The organism is Nonomuraea rhizosphaerae (assembly GCF_019396405.1).
Lineage (GTDB): Bacteria > Actinomycetota > Actinomycetes > Streptosporangiales > Streptosporangiaceae > Nonomuraea > Nonomuraea rhizosphaerae.
Genome location: NZ_JAHKRL010000088.1, coordinates 1 through 17,659, shown reverse-complemented (window position 1 = coordinate 17,659; position 17,659 = coordinate 1). Strand labels below are relative to the sequence as shown.

The following is a 17,659-nucleotide window of genomic DNA, read 5'->3' as shown; positions in this document are numbered from 1 at the left end:
CCCGCCGGGGGGGGGGGCCGGCCGGGCGGCGGGGGCGCCCGCCCGGTCTCACCTGGGGCGGCCGTCCATGCAGGCGCCCAGCTTGGCGCCGACGACCTGCATGGCGTCGGCCAGCGCGGCCACCTGCTCGGGGGTCAGGTGGTCGAACAGGACCTCGCGCAGCGCCCGCGCGTGCTCCGGGGCGATCTGGGCGACGACCGCCCGGCCCTCGGCGGTGATCTCGGCGTAGCTGGCCCGGCCGTCGCTCTCGTCCGGCCGCAGCCGTACGTACCCGCGCTCGACGAGCTTGCTGACGCGGTGGCTGAGGCGGCTGATCGAGACGTTGCCGACGGTGGCCAGGTCGCTGAGCCGCAGCGGCCCCTGGGCGAGGGTGCTGAGCAGGCCGTACTCGATGTGGACCAGGCCGTGCGCCCGGAACGTGCGCTCCACCTGCGGGATGCCGACGAGCATCACGGCGAGCAGGCCCTGCCAGGCCCGCTGCTCGTCATGGTCGAGCCCTTCGAGCACCAGCCCCCCAGAAGATCAAGCCACCGTCATGAGAACCGTCATAAGAACCGCCCGATCGCGATGACGGCCGCGATCGCCAGCAGTACCAGGTTAACGGTGAAGTTCTCCTTCCGCCTCACGTGGACGAGCGCGGCCAGGGCCATCGTGATGGCCAGCCCGACGGCGGCGATCGGCGTCAGGACGGGGGCGATGCCGGTGGCCCAGGGCAGCACGAGGCCGAGCGCGCCCAGCGCCTCCACCGCTCCGATGGCTCTGACCTGCGCCTGGCTGAAGTCCTCGACGTACGGCATCTGCGGCTGGAGCTTCTCCTTGGGCCGGGTGAGCTTGGCGAGACCGGCGGCGAGGAAGGCCAGGGCCAGGAAGCCCTGGAGGATCCACAGGAACACGTTCATTGGTTGTCCCTTCAAGTTTTTACTTGAAGCTGAATGTATCTCCCGCCGGGCGGTTCTGGATAGGCCGGATCTGTCCCGGGCCGCGCCGGGGCCCCAGGTTCGCGCCCGCGCCGCCGACCTGCTTTGCTTGGGTGCCGTCACCTTCAACCCGAGCGGGGGCTCGCCCATGCGCAGTGTCGAACCCGAGGTCTTCATCGTCGCCCGTCCCGAACTGGACTACGACGAGCTCGCCCGCTACCTGGGCGAGGTCGGCGGCGAGAGCTGGCTGGAGCGGCTCGACCGCGGCGACCTGGACGCCCAGAACCTGGCCGAGTTCGCCGGGCGGCTGTGCTACCGCTCCTTCGAGCCCGGCCTCAACCCCAACGTGGTGCGCATCCGCGACAACCAGGACGAGTACCTGCGCAACATCCTGTCCAGCGCCCACGGCTCGGTCCTGGAGCACCTCAACTTCAGCTTCGTGCTGCACAACGTCAGCCGCGTGCTCACCCACGAGCTGGTCAGGCACCGGCCCGGCGTGGCCATCTCCCAGGAGTCGCTGCGCTTCGTCCGCCTCGACGAGCTGCCGTTCTGGTTCCCCGAGTGGGCCCAGCAGGACGCGGAGCTGATGAAGCGGGCGACCGCGATGCTGGAGCAGATGGAGCAGTTCCAGATCTGGATGGCCGGCCACTTCGGGCTGGACGAGGAGGGCGTCAAGTTCGCCGAGAAGAAGCACCGCACCTCGTTCATGCGCCGCTTCGCCCCCGAGGGGCTGGCCACCGGCCTGGTCTGGACGGCGAACGTCCGCACGCTGCGCCACACCATCGAGATGCGCACGGCCGCCGGGGCCGAGGAGGAGATCCGGCTGCTGTTCCAGCGCATCGGCGAGCTGATGGTCAAGGAGGCGCCCGCCCTCTTCGGCGACTACGTCGTGGAGGACGGGGCCTGGATCCCCGGCTGGCGCAAGGTCTGAGCGGGCTCAGGCCAGCGCCGGCATGACGTACACCTCGGCGCCCGGCGGGATCGCGCAGTCCAGGCTGCCCAGCCCCCGGGCGTTCTCGCCGCACACGATCATGTTGATGTGGCGGCGGATGCGCCCGTAGTCGTCGCGCAGCCGCTCCTCCAGCAGCGGATGCGTGCGCCGCAGCATGTCCAGCGCCGAGCCGAGGGTGGGCGGCGTCTCCTCGTCGGCGCCGACGGCGAACACCTTCACCTCGCTCTTCCCGCTGACCCAGCGGCGCAGTGAGTTGGGCAGCACGAACACCACCATCATCACGCTCTTGGCCATGGGTTACAGCACCGCCGCGCGGACGCTGAGCACGTCGGGCAGGTGCCGGGCGACCCGTGACCAGGTCTCGCCGTCGTCGCGCGAGGCGTGGCCCTCGCCGTCGCGGGTGCCGAAGAACAGCCCCGCCTCGTCGGCCGTCATCGCGTCACGCAGCACGCTGGAGTGGACGGGCTCCTCCGGCAGCCCCTTGCCCAGCGACTGCCAGGTGCCGCCCGCGTCGTCGCTGCGGAAGACCTGGTAGCGGTGCTCGACGGGGGTGCGGTCGACGTCGGCGTTCAGCGGCAGCACGTACACGGTGTCCGGCCGCGAGGGGTGCACCACGATCGGGAAGCCGAAGTCGGACGGCAGCGACGACCCGATGTCACGCCATATGCCGCCGAAGTCGTCACTGCGGTAGACGCCGAAGTGGTGCTGCAGGAACAGCCGCTCGGGCCGCGAGGGATGCATGCCGACCTTGTGCACGCACTGCCCGTACTCGGGATACTGCTGGCCCTCCGGCATGAACGGGGCGCGGATGCCCCGGTTGGCCGCCTCCCACGACGCGCCGCCGTCGTCGGTGCGGTAGAAGCCGCCGGTGGAGATCGCCACCCCCATGACCAGCGGGTCGGTGGGGTGGTTGACGATCGTGTGCAGGCACAGCCCGCCGCCGCCCGGCTGCCAGGTCTCCCGGTGCGGATGCTGCCACAGGCCCTCGACCAGCTCGTACGTGACGCCGCGGTCTTCCGAGCGGAACAGCGCGCCCGGCTCCACCCCGGCCCAGACCACCTCGGGCTCCGACGGCGACGGCTTGAGCTGCCACACCCGCTCCAGCGTCGCGCCGGTCCGCTCCGGGAACGAGATGGGCGCCCGAGCGGCCTCCTGCCAGGTCTGCCCGAGGTCGTCGGAGTACATGACGGACGGACCGAAATGCCCGTACTCGATGCCGGCCAGGACGCGGGGCGTGGCGGCGCGGGTGTCGATCGCGACCGCGGTCACCCCGACGGTGGAGAACTGGATCGGCCCCACCTCGAACGGCCCGCCGTCCGCAGAACGGGCCAGGAACAGGCCCTTGCGGGTGCCGATCGCGAGCAGTGTGTCGCCCATGGAGAGCTCCCATCCGTCCCGTGTTCACTTTCCCGGCCATCGTGTCACGCGAGCCGGAGGAGCGCCGAGTACTGGGCGATTTGCTGCGGCACTACCCGAGAGGTAATCGTCACGCTTCCCTCACATGGGTAGCGTGCCGGTCATGGGAGCGCTTGCCGTACAAGAAGAGTCATTTGGCGACCTGCTGCGCTCGTGGCGGCAACGGCGCCGCGTCAGTCAGCTCGACCTGGCGATCGAGGCCGACGTCTCGGCGCGGCACATCAGCTTTCTGGAGACCGGGCGCGCCCGGCCGAGTCGCGAGATGGTGATGAAGCTGTCGGAGGAACTGGAGGTGCCGCTGCGGCACCGCAACCGGCTGCTGGTCGCGGCCGGGTTCGCGCCGGTCTTCCCCGAGCGCGAGGTGCGCGCGCCGGAGATGCGGGTCGTGCGGGAGGCGCTGGACAAGATCCTCGCCGGCCACGAGCCGTACCCCGCGGTGGTCGTGGACGCCTCCTGGGACCTGGTGGCGGCCAACTCGGCGGCGGCCATGTTCATGGACGGGGTGCCCGCCGAGCTGCTGAAGGACCCGATCAACGTGATGCGGCTGTCGCTGCACCCCGACGCGATGGGCGGGCGGCTGGCCAACCTGGCGGAGGTGCGCGCCCACCTGCTGCACGGGCTGCGCAGGCAGGCGGAGGCGTCCGGCTCCGGCCGGCTGGCCGAGCTGCACGACGAGCTGGCCGCCTACGTCTACCCCGGCGTGGACCTGAACGTGGCGCACGTGCCGGGGCCCGGCGACATCCTGGTGCCGCTGCGGATCCGGCACGGCGCGCGGATCCTGTCGATGTTCACCACGATCGCCACATTCGGGACGCCGCTGGACGTGACGGTCTCCGAGCTCGCCATCGAGACGTTCTGGCCCGGCGACGACGAGACCGCCGCGCTCTTCCAGCAGGGACCGCTCTGAGGCCCGCCCGGCACGCTCAGCGCTCGCTCTGGACGATGTCGCGGTGGATGCGCGACAGGGGGACGCCGTCGGCCTGCAGCCGGCGCACGGTCTCGTTGACCATGACGGGCGGGCCGCACACGTACACCTCGTGCTCGGTCCAGGAGTGGAAGCGCTGCGTGACCTCGGGCAGGTGGCCGCGCATCCCGTCGTAGGAGGGCTGCTCGGAGACCACCGGCAGCACCCGCAGCCACGGGAACGACGACTCCATCCGGATGAGGTCCGGCAGGTCGTACAGGTCGTCGGCGGTCCGCGCGCCGAACAGCAGATGGATGTCGGGCCGCCGGCCCGACGCGATGAGGTGCTCGACGATGGCCTTGAGCGGCGCCAGCCCGGTGCCGCCCGCCACGCACAGCACGTCGCGCGCGCTGCGCTCGACCGGCGTCATCGTGCCCATCGGCGGCCCCAGCATGATCGTGTCGCCGACGCGGGTGTCCCTGACCAGGCTCGTCGACACCCAGCCGCACGGCACCGCGCGCACGTGCAGCGTGATCGTGTTGTCCACGCGCGGCGCGTTGGCGATCGAGAAGGTGCGCCACACCCGCGGCCACCGCGCCACCTGCACGTTGATGTACTGGCCGGCCGTGAACGGCAGGCGCTGCGTCGGCCGCAACGTCAGGACGGCGATGTCCCTGGTGCGCGGCTCGTGGCCGACGACCTCGGCCAGCCACCAGGCGGGCGAGACCCCCGAGTCGGACTCGGCCGACCCGATCATGAGATTGGCGGCGGCCGTGTACGCGGCCACCCAGGCGGCTTCGATCTCCTCGTTCCAGATGTCGGCGGCGAACCGCCTGATGGTCGCCAGCAGGGCGTTGCCGACCGCGGTGTAGTGCTCCGCGATCACGCCGTACTTGCGGTGGTCCCGGCCGAGCTGTCCCAGGAAGGACGCCAGGCTGTCCGGGCTGTCCAGGCTCCACACGATGCGCGTGAGAGCGCCGAAGAGCCGGTCGCGCTGCAGGTCCATGGCCGGGGGGAACATTCCCCGTAGATGCGGACTTTCAGCGAACAACCGGCCGTAGAAGTAGGCGGCGGCCTTGTCGGCCACCGGCTCGACTACGGAGAAACTCTCCTTTACCAGGCGCGGATTCAACGACATGAAATTAACCCCACCCTTTGACCGGAATATCGTTCCGGTCGTGTCGTTCCACCTCCCTGACGGTTCCGGGTAATGAGCGAGCGGCAAGCCCCGGCTCATCCGTTCGCTCGGAATGGAGTCTTACACCACCTCGTGGGCGTCACAACCGTTTCGCCCGGATAGAGCGGTGACCGTGTCCGTCCGTGACGGTAACGTTATTTTCCGCATTCGGCGGCACTGCTTTTCGGACAGTGAAAGTGAAAGTGTGTCGTATTCGCTTGTGTGACGGGTGGGACGAACGCCGCAAGGCTCGGCTCCCCGTCCCGGGAGTCAGGCGGGCCGCACGTTCTCCGCGAAGCCTCCGGCGCGATTACCGGGCTCCTCGAAAACGAAGACGATGTACGTCTCGAAGAAATCCAGGCCCTCTCCCGCCACCCGTCCCGCCCCCATCCGCCTGCTTTCCTTCCATACGAGCTGGGTGAAGTGCCCGCAGTCGCCGACGTTCTCCGGGTGGCCGAAGTCGTACCCCTTGATTTCGTCGTACCATTCGGCAACCGCTTTCCCCGCGGCCAGTGGACTCCTTTTCGACGCGGCGCCCCAGAAAATGTTCTCGCCGGTGCCCTCGCGCAATCCCGTGTGCCCGGCCTCCGTGTCCGGGTGTTCGGACCGGGACGCGGCGCGCGAGCGCGCGTACTCGACCAGCTCCGGGTCGAGCGCCAGCGGGGGAGCGTGGTGCCGGGCGCGGTGGGCGTTGGCCTCTGCCAGCGCCTCGGCCAGGAAGGACTCGCTGGTGGCGTCCGGGAGAGGGGGGCGGGTGCCGGTCATGGTCCTCACCTCGTTCGCGACCGTTCGCACGGCGCGACGGCATTGTTCGCGTGCACGACGATTTCCCTTCCGGTACGCGGGCGTTTGCACCCTGGATTGTGGGCTCCGGATTTTGTCCCTTCAAGAGCCATGAGGGCAGGAGGGGTTATCGGCGCGTTTTCGGGTGGGGCTCTATGGCATTTTCGTGGGCGGTTCCGGAAACGCCGCGCATTGACAAATGCGGGCCGCGAATTGTCAGGCCCTCCCTTCCACCGCAACCCGACAAATCAGGACAAAATGGGATATATGGTATCTTTGTTATATATCTGACACCTCAGGGGGAATGGATTGACTGCGCCAGTAGAGTCGGAATAATCGCCTCTTGGCGGACGTGTCGCCACTCGGAGTGACCCACAGGCGACGGATTGAAAGGGGAGGTGCGGCTTGCTTCGGCAGAGGGGGTCCCCGAAACCGCCTCCGTCCGAGACCAGCGCACATCCCGTCCGTCCGCGAAGGTGACCATGGCCCGTACCCCTCTCAAAGCCCAGGCCGACTGGCTCTGGACCGCGACGCTCGTCCTGCCCGGGGCCGCCGCGCTCTGCGCCTTCGCCGCCCTGGTCCTCGACGGCCGTTCGGCCGTCATCTGGGCGGGCCTGGCCGCCGGGGTGCTCGGGCTGCTCACCGTGGCCGCCGTCGCCGCGCTGCGCCAGGCGCACCGCGACGCCCTGCGGGAGACGGCCCGCCACCAGAACGCCATGAAGCAGCGCGAGGCCGAGCTGCAGCACCACGCCAAGCAGCGCAACACCCAGTGGAGCAAGCACGTCGCGGCCCGCTCCAAGGCGCTGCAGCAGGCGATCCGGCACCTGGTCGACAAACGCATCCCGGCCGTGGTCGCCCAGGAGACGGTCCCCGCCCCGTACAAGAGCGGCGCCCTCGACGAGGACGCGGCCGTGCTGCTGGAGGACGTGCTCGACGCGGTCGCCGGCGCGGCCAAGGAGGACCGCGAGCGGCAGGAGTCGCTGCGCCTGGCCGTGCTGGCGCTGGCCCGCCGGGTGCAGACCTCCGCGCACCGCATCCAGGAGAACGTGTCGCTGATGGCCGAGCGCCATCCCGCCGACCCGGACGTCCTGGAGACCAGCATGCAGGTCGACCACGCCGCCGCCCAGCAGGGACGCCACGCGCAGAGCCTGGCCGTGCTGTGCGGGGAGTGGCCGGGCCAGCAGTGGCCCAAGCCGCTCGCCCTGGTCGACGTCGTACGGGCCGCCTCCTCCAGGATCGTCGCCTACAAGCGCGTCGAGGTCTCCGGCGACCCGGACACCGCCGTCGCCGCCCACCTCGTCGAGCCGCTCATCCACCTGGTGGCCGAGCTGCTGGCCAACGCCACCCAGTCCTCGCCGCCGGCGACCACCGTGCTCGTGGCCGTGCGCAACGTGCAGCGCGGCGCCGTCATCGAGATCGACGACGGCGGCGTCGGCATGGACGACCACCAGCTGGAGCAGTCCCGCGAGATCGTCTCCGGGCGCAGGACCGTCGGCGTGGGCGAGGTGGGGGAGATCCCGCAGACCGGGCTGGCGGTCATCGGCCACTACGTGCGCCGCCACGGCTTCCTGGCCGACCTGCTGCCCTCGCCGTACGGAGGGGTGCGCGCGGTCGTCCTGGTGCCCAGCACGGTCGTGGAGACGCTGGAGCCGATGGAGGCCCCGCAACGCGCCCGCCGCGACCCCCCGGCCGACCCGCCACCCGCCTCGGGAGCACCGTCCTCAGGGGCACAGCCTGCCGCAGGGGCGTGGCCCACCTCGGAGGCGGCCGGTCCGGCGACGGCGCCCAGCCCCGTACGGGCCGGCGCGCCCAAGGGTGGCACCGACTCGCCCACCCTGGACGACCCGCCCGAGCCCACCGACCCCGCCGGCGACCCCACAGGCGGCTCCACAGGCGGCTCCATCGGGGGCCCCAGACGGTCGCCGCAGCACGCCGCCGAGCAGGACACCCCTCCCGGCGCGCTCCCGCGCAGGCGCTCACGCCGCGGCGAGTCCGGCGAGGCCGCCGGGCAGCCGCTGGGACAGTCCGCCCCGGAGGAGCCCACCGCGACCCCCGAACAGGCGGGCGAGTGGATGGCCGCCTTCTTCGAGCCCAGCACGGACCTCCTGCCCGTGACCCCGGCCGCCCCCGGCACACCGCCGTACGAGCCGGACCAGCTGTACGAGCCGGGCACCCAGTACGAGCCGGGCAAGCTGTACGAACTGCCCGCACCGCACGAGCCGGGCGCCGACCCGGAGCCCGCCACCGACCAGCCCCCCGGAGCTGGGGGACCTGCCGACCGATGACGAACGGGGTATCGATGCACCAAGACCAGGACTGGATGATCGCCGAGGTCGTCTGGGTCCCCGGGGTTCGCCACGTGGTCGTCCTCAGCTCCGACGGCCTGCTCAAGGCCCGCTCGGCGGGCACCGACCGGGACATCGCCGACCGGCTGTCGGCCGCCTGCTCGGGCCTGCAGTCGCTGGCGCAGAGCGTCGGCCGCGAGTTCGGCGACGGCAACAGGGCGGTCAGGGAGCTGATGGTGGGCTTCGAGGGCGGGTTCCTGTTCGCCCGCTCGGCCGGCAGCGGCTCGCATCTGGTGGTCATCACCGACCCGGTGGTCGACCCGCGGCTCATCGCCCAGCAGATGCAGGCTCAGGTCATCAAGCTCGGCGAGCGGACCTTCAGCACCCCGGCGCGCGGGGCCGTCCGCAGATGAGCGGCGACCAAGGCGCCCACCAAGACGGCGACCCGAGCGCCCGGCAGAGTGTCCAGCAGGGCGCCCACCAAGGCAGCGCCCCCGCCGCTGATCACCCCACGGCCGGCCGCACGGGCGACTACCACGACAGCGCGGTCCGCCCGTACGTCCTGACCCGCGGCCGGGCCCGCCCCACCCGCAACACGATCGGCCTCGACACCCTGCTCGTCGTGGCCGACGCGGGCAAGCCGCTGCCGCCCTCCGCCAGCCGCCAGGCCCGCGACCTGCTGCGCATGTGCGGGCGGCTGCTGTCGCTGGCCGAGGCCGCCGCGCACCTCGAACTGCCGCTGAGCGTGGCCGGGATCCTGGCCTCCGACCTGGTCGACTCCGGCCACCTGATCGCCCGCTCACGCATCCCGGAGGCCGGGCGGCCCGACGTGACGACCCTCCAGGAGGTGCTCAATGGGCTCCGCAGGCTCAGCTGACCCCCCATCCCCGCCGCCCGCCCTGTCGGCCGAAGAGCCGGCCGAGGAGCCGGCCGGCGCGCCGGCCAAGCTGCCCGCCTACCTCCCCGACACCGTGCAGCAGGCGGTCAAGATCCTCGTCGTCGGCGACTTCGGCGTCGGCAAGACCACGATGATCGGGTCCGTCAGCGAGATCGAGCCGCTGCGCACCGAGGAGACCATGACGCAGGCGAGCGTCGGCGTCGACGACCTGGCCGGCCTGGACGGCAAGCGCACCACCACCGTCGCCATGGACTTCGGCCGCGTCACGCTCAGCCCGTACACCGCCCTCTACCTGTTCGGCACGCCCGGCCAGCGGCGCTTCTGGGACCTGTGGGCGGGGCTCGGCGAGGGCGCGGTCGGCGCGCTCGTGCTGGTCGACACCCGCCGCATCGAGGGCAGCTTCGAGGTCCTCGACCAGCTCGAACTCCGCGGCGACCTGCCGTTCGCCATCGCCGTCAACCACTTCCCCGACTCCTACCGGCACAGCCCGCAGGCGCTGCGCGAGGCGCTCGACCTGGAGCCGGACACGCCGATCGTGCACTGCGACGCCAGGAGCCGCTCGTCCTCGGTGGACGCCCTGATCGCCCTGGTCGAGCACGCGCTGTCTCTGCAGAAGGGCCCCTCTTGATCCACCAAGCGCGAGGGTCCGGCCCGGTCCCGCTGTCGGCCACCACGACCTGCCCCGACCCGCGCGGCGTCACGCGCAGGCTGCGCCGAGAATGGGGCGACGTCGCCTGGGTGGAGCTAGAACCGGGCGTCGGCGCCTGGCTCGTCATGGGCTACTACGAGCTGCTGACCGTCACCCGGCAGGAGAAGCTGTTCTCGAGCGACGCCCGCAACTGGAGGCTGTTCCAGGAGGGTGTGGTGGCGCCCGACTCCGGGCTCGGGCCGATGATGTTCTGGCGGCCGAACGTGGCCGGCGCCGACGGGGCCGAGCACCGCCGCCTGCGCCGCCCGATCGACGACGGCGTGCGCAGGATCGACCAGCGCCGCATGCGCCGCACCGTCGAGGCCCTGTGCAGGCAGCTCATCGACGGCTTCACCGAGAAGGGCAGGGCCGACCTGGTCGGCGACTACGCCGCCGTCGTCGCGATGCTGGCCCTTGCCGACATGTTCGGGCTCGGCACCGGGCAGGGCCACGAGCTGCTGGCCGCGCTGCGCGCCATGTTCGGCAGCGCCGGGGACGCCCAGGCCGGCAACCGCAGGTTCGAGGAGATTCTCGGCGGCGTGCTGGAGGCCCGCAGGCAGGCTCCGGCCGACGACCTGACCAGCCACCTCCTGGCCCACGCCGACCTGCGCGACGACGCCGAGGTGCTCCAGTCGATGGCGGCGATGATCTCCGCCGCGCAGGAGGCCACGACGACGTGGATCTCCCAGACGTTCCGCCTCATTCTGACCGACCCGCGCTTCGCCGGGCGGCTGCGCGGCGGCCGGCTCGGCGTGGACGACGCGCTGGACGAGGTCCTGTGGCGCGACCCGCCCATGACGAACATGCCCGCCCGGTACGCCATGCGCGACACCGAGCTGGGCGGCCGGCGCATCGCCCGCGGCGACGCCCTCATCCTGGGCCTGTCGGCCGCCAACGACGACCCGCGCGTCCACGGCGGCGCCACCGAGATCGAGCTGGGCAACCGCGCCCACCTGGCCTGGAGCGCGGGCCCGCACGTCTGCCCCGCCCCGGTGCCGGCCCGGCTGATCACCCGCACCGCCGTGGAGACCGCCCTGCACCACCTGCACGACGTGCGCCTGTCGGTGGACCCCGCCGAGCTGGCCCCGCACCCCTCGCCGTGGACCCGCTGCCCGGCCTCGCTGCCGGTCCGCTTCCGCGCCGCCGGGGACCGTCCATGACTCCCCGTCCTCACCCTGGCCCCCGCAGGGACGGCCGGCACGGCGAGGCCGCCCGCCCGCATGGGCCGCGGCACTCGTCCCGGTGCCTTCGCTTTTCGCCGGTTCCGCCGCGGACCTGCCCGTCTTCCTGACCGCTCCTTGACTCTCCGGATAAGGCGGGGGATCTCCCGGAGAGGTGACATAACCGAAATGGTGTGCGCCATGATGGGCTTGCGGCCGCCGTCACGACCGGCGGCGCAGACTCCGCCAGGCACACTGGAGATCGCATGTCCCGACCGCTGATCGGCATCACCGCCTACTTCGAGGCCGCCCGCTGGGGCGACTGGGTGCGGGAGGCGGTGCTGTCACCCCCGTCCTACGCCAAGGCCGTCGAACGCGCCGGCGGCGCGCCCGTCGTGCTGCCCCCGCTCAACCTGCACGCGATCGACGACTACGTGCGCGGGCTGGGGGGCCTGGTCCTGGGAGGCGGCGTGGAGGTGGGCTCCGGCACGTACGGCGAGGAGCAGGACGAGCGGGTGCCCGAGCCCCAGGACCACCGCGACCGGTTCGAGCTGGCCCTGGCCCGTGCCGCCGTCCAGGCCGACGTGCCGATCCTGGCGATCGCCCGCGGCATGCACGTGCTGAACGTCGCCCAGGGCGGCACCCTGATCCCCTGGCTGCCGGAGGTGCTCGGCGACGGGCGTCACGGCGAGTCCGGCGTCCCGCACGTCATCCAGGTCAGCGTGTCCAGCAAGCTCGGCAAGGCGGTCGGCGACAAGGTCGAGGTCGTCGCGCCGCACACGCAGTCGGTGCGCAGGCTCGGCAACGGGCTGCTGGCGGTGGCCTGGGCCGAGGACCAGATCGTCGAGGGCGTCGAGCTGCAGGGCCACCGGTTCGGGGTCGGCGTGCAGTGGCACCCCGAGCGCGGCGAGGACGGCCGCCTGTTCGATGCGCTCGTGGAGGCGGCCCGCTAGGCTGCGATCATGCCGCTGCACCCTCAGGCGCGGGAGTACGTCGCCCGGCACCCGTCCCCGCTCGGCGCCGGCCCGGGCGGTCCCGACCCCGAGCAGATCGGCCGGATCCGCGCCCACGACCCGTTCACCCTGCACCGGGGGACTCTCACGCGGCTGGCCTTCGTCCGCGACGAGAGCGCCGCGGGCGTGCCGATCCGCGTCTACCGCGCCGACCGCGGCGACCGCGCGCTGCCGGTCGTCGTCTACTTCCACGGCGGCGGCTGGGTGTTCGGCAGCGTCAAGCGCAGCGACGCCATCGGCCGCGACCTGGCCGTCCGCACCGGCGCCGTGGTGGTGTCGGTCGACTACCGGCTGGCGCCCGAGCACCGGTTCCCGGCCGCCGCCGACGACGCCTGGGCCGTCGTACGCGACATCTTCGCCCGCCCCGCCTTCTACCAGTGCGACGGCGGCGTCGCGGTGGCCGGCGAGAGCGCGGGCGGCAACATCGCGGCCGTGGCCGCCTGGCAGGCGCGCGACGCCGGCCTGCGGCTGGCGCATCAGGCGCTCGTCTGCCCGGTGCTCGACGCCGCCATGGACACCGGCAGCTACACGGAGTTCGCCGAGGGGTTCGGGCTCGACGCCGCCGACATGGCCTGGTTCCGCGACCAGTACGCGCCGGGCGTGGACGCCGCCGACCCGCGGCTGTCGCCGCTGCGGCTGCCGGACGTCGCGGGCCTCGCCCCGGCGACCGTCGTGACGGCCGGCTGCGACGTGCTGCGCGACGAGGGGGAGCGCTACGGGCAGCGGCTGGCCGAGGCCGGGGTGCCGGTGCAGACCCGCAGGTTCGAGGGGGCGGTGCATCCGTTCTTCGGCCTGCCCGGCCTGTTCGAGCAGGCCGTCGAGGCGCGCGAGTACGTGGCCGACCGGCTGCGCGAGGCCCTGGGCGCGGGCATCCAGAAGGCGGGGGCGCTGTGACGTACGAGAAGCTCAAGATCGACACCCCGGCCGAGGGGGTGCTGCGGATCACGATCAGCGAGCCGCGCAGGCGCAACGCCGTCGACATGACCGGCCACCGCGAGCTGGCCGAGATCTGGCGTGACGTCGACCGCGACGACTCCGTCAGGGTCGCGCTGGTCAGGGGAGAGGGCGAGGCGTTCTCGGCGGGCGGCGACCTGTCGATGATCGAGGAGATGACCCGCGACCACGCCACCCGGATGCGCGTGTTCGCCGAGGCCCGCGACATCGTCTACAACGTGATCAACTGCTCCAAGCCGATCGTCTCCGCCGTCCAGGGGCCCGCCGTCGGCGCGGGCCTGGCGGTGGCGCTGCTGGCCGACGTCTCCGTGGCCGGGCGCACCGCCCGCATCATCGACGGCCACACCCGGCTCGGCGTCGCGGCGGGCGACCACGCCGCGATCGTCTGGCCGCTGCTGTGCGGGATGGCCAAGGCCAAGTACCACCTGCTGCTGTGCGAGCCCGTCACCGGCGAGCAGGCCGAGCGGATGGGCCTGGTCAGCCTGTGCGTCGAGGACGACGAGGTGCACGGCAGGGCGATGGAGATCGCCCAGCGCCTCGCGGCCGGCTCCCAGGAGGCCATCCGCCTGACCAAGTACTCGCTCAACAACTGGCTGCGCATGGCCGGCCCCGCCTTCGACGCCTCACTCGCCATGGAGTTCCTCGGCTTCAGCGGCCCCGACATCGGCGAGGGCGTGCGCGCGCTGCGCGAGAAACGCTCACCCGAGTTCGGCTGACCAGCGGTTTCACCCCCGCACCCGGGGTAGGCGACGGTGGACGATGTGGGCGGCCTGCTGTCGCACCGGCGGCACCGCCGGGACCAGTCCGCCGGGGCCGAGAACGGCGCCTCGGGAGACGAAGCCCCGGGACCGGCGAGGGCAGGGCCGGTGCGTAGGTCGGCCGCCCACATCCCTCTCAGAAGCTGCGCGGCAGCCCCAGCACCTGCGTCGCCAGGTAGTTGAGCAAAAGCTCCTCCGTCACCGGCGCGACCTTGCCGATACGGGCGTCGGTGAGCAGCCTGGCCACCGGGTACTCCAGCGAGTACGCCATCCCGCCGTGCGTCTGGAAGGCCGCGTCCGCCGCCTCCCACGCCGCCTGCGAGGCCGTCAGCTTGGCGATGTTGGCCTCGGTGCCGCACGGCAGCCGCCGGTCGAAGGCCCAGGCCGCCTTGTACAGCATCAGCCTGGCCAGCTCGATCTTGGCCTTGACCTGCGCCAGCGGGAACGCGATCGCCTGGTTGGCGCCGATCGGCCGGCCGAACACCTCACGCTCCTTGGCGTACCCGACCGCCACCCGCAGCGCGACCTCGGCCCCGCCCAGCGCGGAGGCGGCCAGCAGGATCCGCTCCGGGTTCAGGATGTCCCACAGGACCGCCGCCCCCTGGTCCACCTCGCCCACCACGCGCGAGGCGGGCACCCGCAGGTCGTCGAGGAAGACCATGTTGGACGGCGTCGTGTTCGCCCCCAGCTTCGGGATCGGCCGGTACGTCAGCCGCCCGGCCGCCACCGCCTCCGGCACGTTCACCAGGAACACCGTCAGCCCGTGCGAGCGGGGCCGGGCCTCGGCCGCCGGGACGGTCCTGGTGACCAGCAGCATCCACGTCGCCCGCTGCACGCCGGTGATCCAGATCTTCTGGCCGTTGACCACGTAGTCGCCGCCGTCGCGCCGGGCCGAGGTCGAGATGGCCAGGGCGTTGGAGCCCGCGTCCGGCTCGGTCAGCGCGAAGCACGTCTCCACCTCGCCGGTGGCCAGCCCCGGCAGCAGCTCGGCGCGCTGCTCGGCGGTGCCGTGCCGGGCCAGCGTCAGCGCCCCGAACCCGGGCGTCAGCACGTACGTGAACGCCGACCCGCCCGCCGCGCCGGAGGCGGCCAGCGTCTCCGTCGCCACCGTCAGCTCCAGCAGCCCCTGCCCGCCGCCGCCGTGCTCCTCGGGCACCGCCAGGCCGAGCCAGCCGCCCTTGGCCAGCTCCGCCCAGACCTCCTCCGGCCAGCGCTTGTCGCTCTCGCACCGCTGCCAGTAGTCCAGGTCGTAGCGCGAGCAGATGTCGGCGATGCCGCGCTGCACCGCCAGGGCGCTCTCGGGAAGGGTGAAATCCATCCCGCCATCGTAGAATCTTGTTCGGTTCAGGGTCGAGGTCTGCGGGCGTTGAACACGAACGCCGGGGGCGCGTTGCGCCACACCGTACGACCCGCCACGACCTCCTCGAACCGCTCGTTCAGCAGCGCGCGGAAGCGCCGCGCCGAGCTGAGCGGGATGGCGTGGATGTAGGAGAAGGTGGTGAACGCGCCCGCCGGGCTCATCGCCGCCGTCACCGCGTCCATCAGGTCGGTCTGCAACGAGCTGGGGAAGGCCGCCCACGGCAGGCCGCTGATCAGCACGTCCGCCCGGTGCAGGCCCCGCTCGGCCAGCAGCCCGGTGAGCTTGGCCGCGTCGCCGTGCACCACCTCCACGGCCGGGAAGCGCTCGGCCAGCAGGGCCGCCATCCTCTCGTTGAGCTCCACGGCCAGATGGTGGCCGCGCCCGTCGAGCCTGCGCTGGATCTCCGCGGTGAACGGCCCCGTCCCGGGCCCGATCTCGACGACGATCGGCTCCCCGCGCTCGGGCACCGGCGCGCAGACCGCCGCCGCCAGCCGCCGGGAGCTGGGGACGATCGCGCCGATGGTGGCCGGGGCCCGCAGGAACTGGCCGAGCAGAAGAGCGGTGTCGTTGGGCATGGCAAGATCGTAGGGGCGTGCCTACGCCACGTCCTTCCGCCGAGGGGCCGACGCTACGGCCACTAGGAGGAGGCCGCATCCTCCTGGCGGAGGACTAGATACACCATACCCGCCGGATAACGTTGCGGTCATGCGTTGGCGTGGCGTGCCGCTCGACCTCCTCCTCGCGGCCTCGGGAACCGCTCTCGACCTGCTGCTCTCGGGCAAGAGCGGCGGCACGCGCCTCTTCGGCGACGACGTGATCCCCATGGCCGTGGCCGTGGGGGCGCCCCTGGCCTTCCTCAGGCACCGGCCGGTCCCGGTGACGTTCTACCTCGCCGCGCTGCTCGTCCTGACCGACCAGGTGGAGTCGTTCACCTCCAACACCGCCCAGATGCTGCTGTGCATCTCGCTCGGCGTGGTCGCCAACCGCTCCACCTGGCGCTGGACCTCCCTGTCGCTGGGCGTGGCCGTCGCCGCGACGGCCGTCAACCTGGCCGACCCCGGCATCGCGTTCACCAGGAACGCCTGGGCCTACTCCGTGCTGCTGCCCACGCTGCCCGCCCTCATCGGCCTGTACCTGCGCGGGCCGGCCGGCCGGCTGGAGGACTCCGACCTCACCCCCGACGTGCTGCTGGCCGGCGGCGGCGCGGCCTTCACCGTGGTCAGCACCTGGACCGACTGGCACAGCGGCGGCCAGCCCGTCTGGGTCGTCGGCCTGGCCGCCGTCTTCGCCGGGCTGTCGCTCGGGGTGGCGCGCCGCCTGCCGGGGCTGGTGTTCATCGTCCAGGGCGCGCTGCTCATCGCCGCCGACCAGTACCTGCCCGAGGCCGTCAACACGTGCATGATCCTGTGCTTCATCGTGCTCGGCGTCTTCGCCATGCGGGTCGCCTCGTGGATGTGGATCGCCGTCACCTACCTGACCTGCACGGTGCTGGCGTCGGTGGCGATCGTCCAGCCGTCCACCGAGGTCACCCCGTTCCGCGTCGTCATCCTGATGGCCCTGGTGGTCGCGCCCGTCGCGATCGGCCGCTACCTGGGCGTCCGGCAGGCCGCCGCCGACGCCGAGCGGCTGCGCCTGCGCGAGTCCGCGGCGCTGGCGGTGGCGCGGGTGCGCGCCGACCAGCTCGCCGAGCGCGAGAACATCGCCCGCGAGGTCCACGACATCGTCGCCCATCACGTCGGCGCCATGGTCCTGCGGGCCGGCGCCGCCCGCTACGCCGCGCCCGACGGGCCCGTCGCCGACGCGCTCACCGACATCCGCGAGACCGGTCACCAGGTGCTGGAGGACCTGCGCGGCCTGCTCGACCTGCTGCGCGACCCCGACCGCGCTCCCGACCGCGCCTCCGACCGGGCCTCCAGCCGCGCCCCCGACATGCTCGCCGACCCGGCCGAGGTCGTCCGCGAGTCGGCCGAGCGGATGAGCGCCGCCGGGCTCCTGGTCGAGCTGAACCTCGACCCCGCCACCGCGCAAGCCCCCCTCGTGGCCCGCGCCTCCGCGGCCCGCATCGTCCAGGAAGGTCTCACGAACGTGCTCAAACACGCAGGCCCCGGCACCCGCGTCGACGTCGACGTCACCGTCGCCGACCCCGCGGCGGGCGACGGGCTGGCCGTGCGGATCCGCAACGGCCGCCCGCCGACCACCGTCCAGCGGCTGCCCTCCTCCGGGCGCGGCCTGGCCGGGATGCGCGAACGCGTCCGCGCGCTCGGCGGCACCCTCACCGCCGGCCCCGACGAGGACGGCGGCTGGCTGCTGGCCGCCAGCCTGCCCGGCGCCAGGGGCGGGGCGTGGTCCGCGTGCTGGTCGCCGACGGCCAGGCCCCGGTACGGGCGGGCGTGC

19 protein-coding genes are annotated in these 17,659 nt (G+C 72.5%); 11 read left to right on the top strand and 8 right to left on the bottom strand.

Features of this window, described 5'->3' with window-relative positions; translation table 11 throughout:
- Positions 1 to 48: 48 nt before the first annotated feature.
- Together KME77_RS04275 and KME77_RS04270 are read right to left on the bottom strand one after the other, a co-directional pair.
- Positions 49 to 507 carry a MarR family winged helix-turn-helix transcriptional regulator gene (locus KME77_RS04275; protein ID WP_219462153.1) on the bottom strand — a complete coding sequence of 153 codons (459 nt, stop codon included), beginning with the start codon at positions 505 to 507 and terminating at the stop codon, positions 49 to 51.
- Positions 508 to 545: 38 nt separating this feature from the next.
- Positions 546 to 899: a DoxX family protein gene (locus KME77_RS04270; RefSeq protein ID WP_219462151.1), complete on the bottom strand. Its 354-nt coding sequence runs from the start codon at positions 897 to 899 to the stop codon at positions 546 to 548.
- Positions 900 to 1,065: 166 nt separating this feature from the next.
- Between KME77_RS04270 and thyX the strand changes: the two genes are divergently transcribed.
- Complete coding sequence (gene thyX, locus KME77_RS04265; RefSeq protein WP_219462150.1) at positions 1,066 to 1,848, top strand: FAD-dependent thymidylate synthase; 783 nt, start codon at positions 1,066 to 1,068, stop codon at positions 1,846 to 1,848.
- A 6-nt stretch (positions 1,849 to 1,854) separates the two neighbouring features.
- On the opposite strand, the gene KME77_RS04260 is transcribed toward thyX, so the two are convergent.
- A complete protein-coding gene (locus KME77_RS04260) occupies positions 1,855 to 2,163 on the bottom strand; it encodes a ubiquitin family protein (protein ID WP_219462148.1) in 309 nt (102 codons plus the stop codon).
- Between the two features lie 3 nt (positions 2,164 to 2,166).
- Complete coding sequence (locus tag KME77_RS04255; protein WP_219462147.1) at positions 2,167 to 3,246, bottom strand: WD40/YVTN/BNR-like repeat-containing protein; 1,080 nt, start codon at positions 3,244 to 3,246, stop codon at positions 2,167 to 2,169.
- A 142-nt stretch (positions 3,247 to 3,388) separates the two neighbouring features.
- On the opposite strand from KME77_RS04255, the gene KME77_RS04250 reads away from it, so the two are divergent.
- Positions 3,389 to 4,192, top strand: coding sequence for a helix-turn-helix domain-containing protein (locus tag KME77_RS04250; RefSeq protein WP_219462146.1), 804 nt, complete (start codon positions 3,389 to 3,391; stop codon positions 4,190 to 4,192).
- A gap of 16 nt (positions 4,193 to 4,208) precedes the next feature.
- Here KME77_RS04250 and KME77_RS04245 read toward each other — a convergent pair whose 3' ends face one another.
- Together KME77_RS04245 and KME77_RS04240 are read right to left on the bottom strand one after the other, a co-directional pair.
- The gene (locus KME77_RS04245; RefSeq protein ID WP_219462145.1) at positions 4,209 to 5,327 is read right to left on the bottom strand and encodes a globin domain-containing protein; all 1,119 of its coding nucleotides are present in this window, start codon (positions 5,325 to 5,327) and stop codon (positions 4,209 to 4,211) included.
- A 309-nt stretch (positions 5,328 to 5,636) separates the two neighbouring features.
- On the bottom strand, positions 5,637 to 6,131 hold the full coding sequence (locus KME77_RS04240; protein WP_219462144.1) for a CAP domain-containing protein: 495 nt from the start codon (positions 6,129 to 6,131) through the stop codon (positions 5,637 to 5,639).
- 500 nt (positions 6,132 to 6,631) lie between these two features.
- Here KME77_RS04240 and KME77_RS04235 point away from each other — a divergent pair, with 500 nt between their 5' ends.
- The 8 genes from KME77_RS04235 (at position 6,632) to KME77_RS04200 (ending at position 13,863) form a co-directional block, all read left to right on the top strand.
- On the top strand, positions 6,632 to 8,434 hold the full coding sequence (locus KME77_RS04235) for an ATP-binding protein (RefSeq protein WP_219462143.1): 1,803 nt from the start codon (positions 6,632 to 6,634) through the stop codon (positions 8,432 to 8,434).
- A 14-nt stretch (positions 8,435 to 8,448) separates the two neighbouring features.
- Complete coding sequence (locus tag KME77_RS04230) at positions 8,449 to 8,847, top strand: roadblock/LC7 domain-containing protein (protein WP_219462138.1); 399 nt, start codon at positions 8,449 to 8,451, stop codon at positions 8,845 to 8,847.
- Positions 8,844 to 9,311: a DUF742 domain-containing protein gene (locus KME77_RS04225; RefSeq protein ID WP_219462136.1), complete on the top strand. Its 468-nt coding sequence runs from the start codon at positions 8,844 to 8,846 to the stop codon at positions 9,309 to 9,311. The genes KME77_RS04230 and KME77_RS04225 overlap by 4 nt, the downstream gene beginning before the upstream one ends.
- Positions 9,289 to 9,960, top strand: coding sequence for a GTP-binding protein (locus tag KME77_RS04220; protein WP_219462134.1), 672 nt, complete (start codon positions 9,289 to 9,291; stop codon positions 9,958 to 9,960). The genes KME77_RS04225 and KME77_RS04220 overlap by 23 nt, the downstream gene beginning before the upstream one ends.
- The gene (locus KME77_RS04215; protein WP_219462132.1) at positions 9,957 to 11,180 is read left to right on the top strand and encodes a cytochrome P450 family protein; all 1,224 of its coding nucleotides are present in this window, start codon (positions 9,957 to 9,959) and stop codon (positions 11,178 to 11,180) included. Before KME77_RS04220 ends, KME77_RS04215 begins: the two co-directional genes overlap by 4 nt.
- Before the next feature lie 266 nt (positions 11,181 to 11,446).
- Positions 11,447 to 12,133: a gamma-glutamyl-gamma-aminobutyrate hydrolase family protein gene (locus KME77_RS04210; RefSeq protein ID WP_219462130.1), complete on the top strand. Its 687-nt coding sequence runs from the start codon at positions 11,447 to 11,449 to the stop codon at positions 12,131 to 12,133.
- Between the two features lie 9 nt (positions 12,134 to 12,142).
- Positions 12,143 to 13,087 carry an alpha/beta hydrolase gene (locus tag KME77_RS04205; protein WP_219462128.1) on the top strand — a complete coding sequence of 315 codons (945 nt, stop codon included), beginning with the start codon at positions 12,143 to 12,145 and terminating at the stop codon, positions 13,085 to 13,087.
- A complete protein-coding gene (locus KME77_RS04200; RefSeq protein ID WP_219462127.1) occupies positions 13,084 to 13,863 on the top strand; it encodes an enoyl-CoA hydratase/isomerase family protein in 780 nt (259 codons plus the stop codon). Before KME77_RS04205 ends, KME77_RS04200 begins: the two co-directional genes overlap by 4 nt.
- A gap of 178 nt (positions 13,864 to 14,041) precedes the next feature.
- Here the strand turns inward: KME77_RS04200 and KME77_RS04195 are convergent, their stop codons facing one another.
- Together KME77_RS04195 and KME77_RS04190 are read right to left on the bottom strand one after the other, a co-directional pair.
- Positions 14,042 to 15,223, bottom strand: coding sequence for an acyl-CoA dehydrogenase family protein (locus KME77_RS04195; RefSeq protein ID WP_219462125.1), 1,182 nt, complete (start codon positions 15,221 to 15,223; stop codon positions 14,042 to 14,044).
- A 26-nt stretch (positions 15,224 to 15,249) separates the two neighbouring features.
- Positions 15,250 to 15,840, bottom strand: a complete 591-nt coding sequence (locus KME77_RS04190) for a class I SAM-dependent methyltransferase (RefSeq protein WP_219462123.1) — start codon at positions 15,838 to 15,840, stop codon at positions 15,250 to 15,252.
- A 130-nt stretch (positions 15,841 to 15,970) separates the two neighbouring features.
- Here KME77_RS04190 and KME77_RS04185 point away from each other — a divergent pair.
- The coding region (locus KME77_RS04185) for a sensor histidine kinase (RefSeq protein ID WP_246609153.1) at positions 15,971 to 17,659 on the top strand (1,689 nt) is incomplete at its 3' end.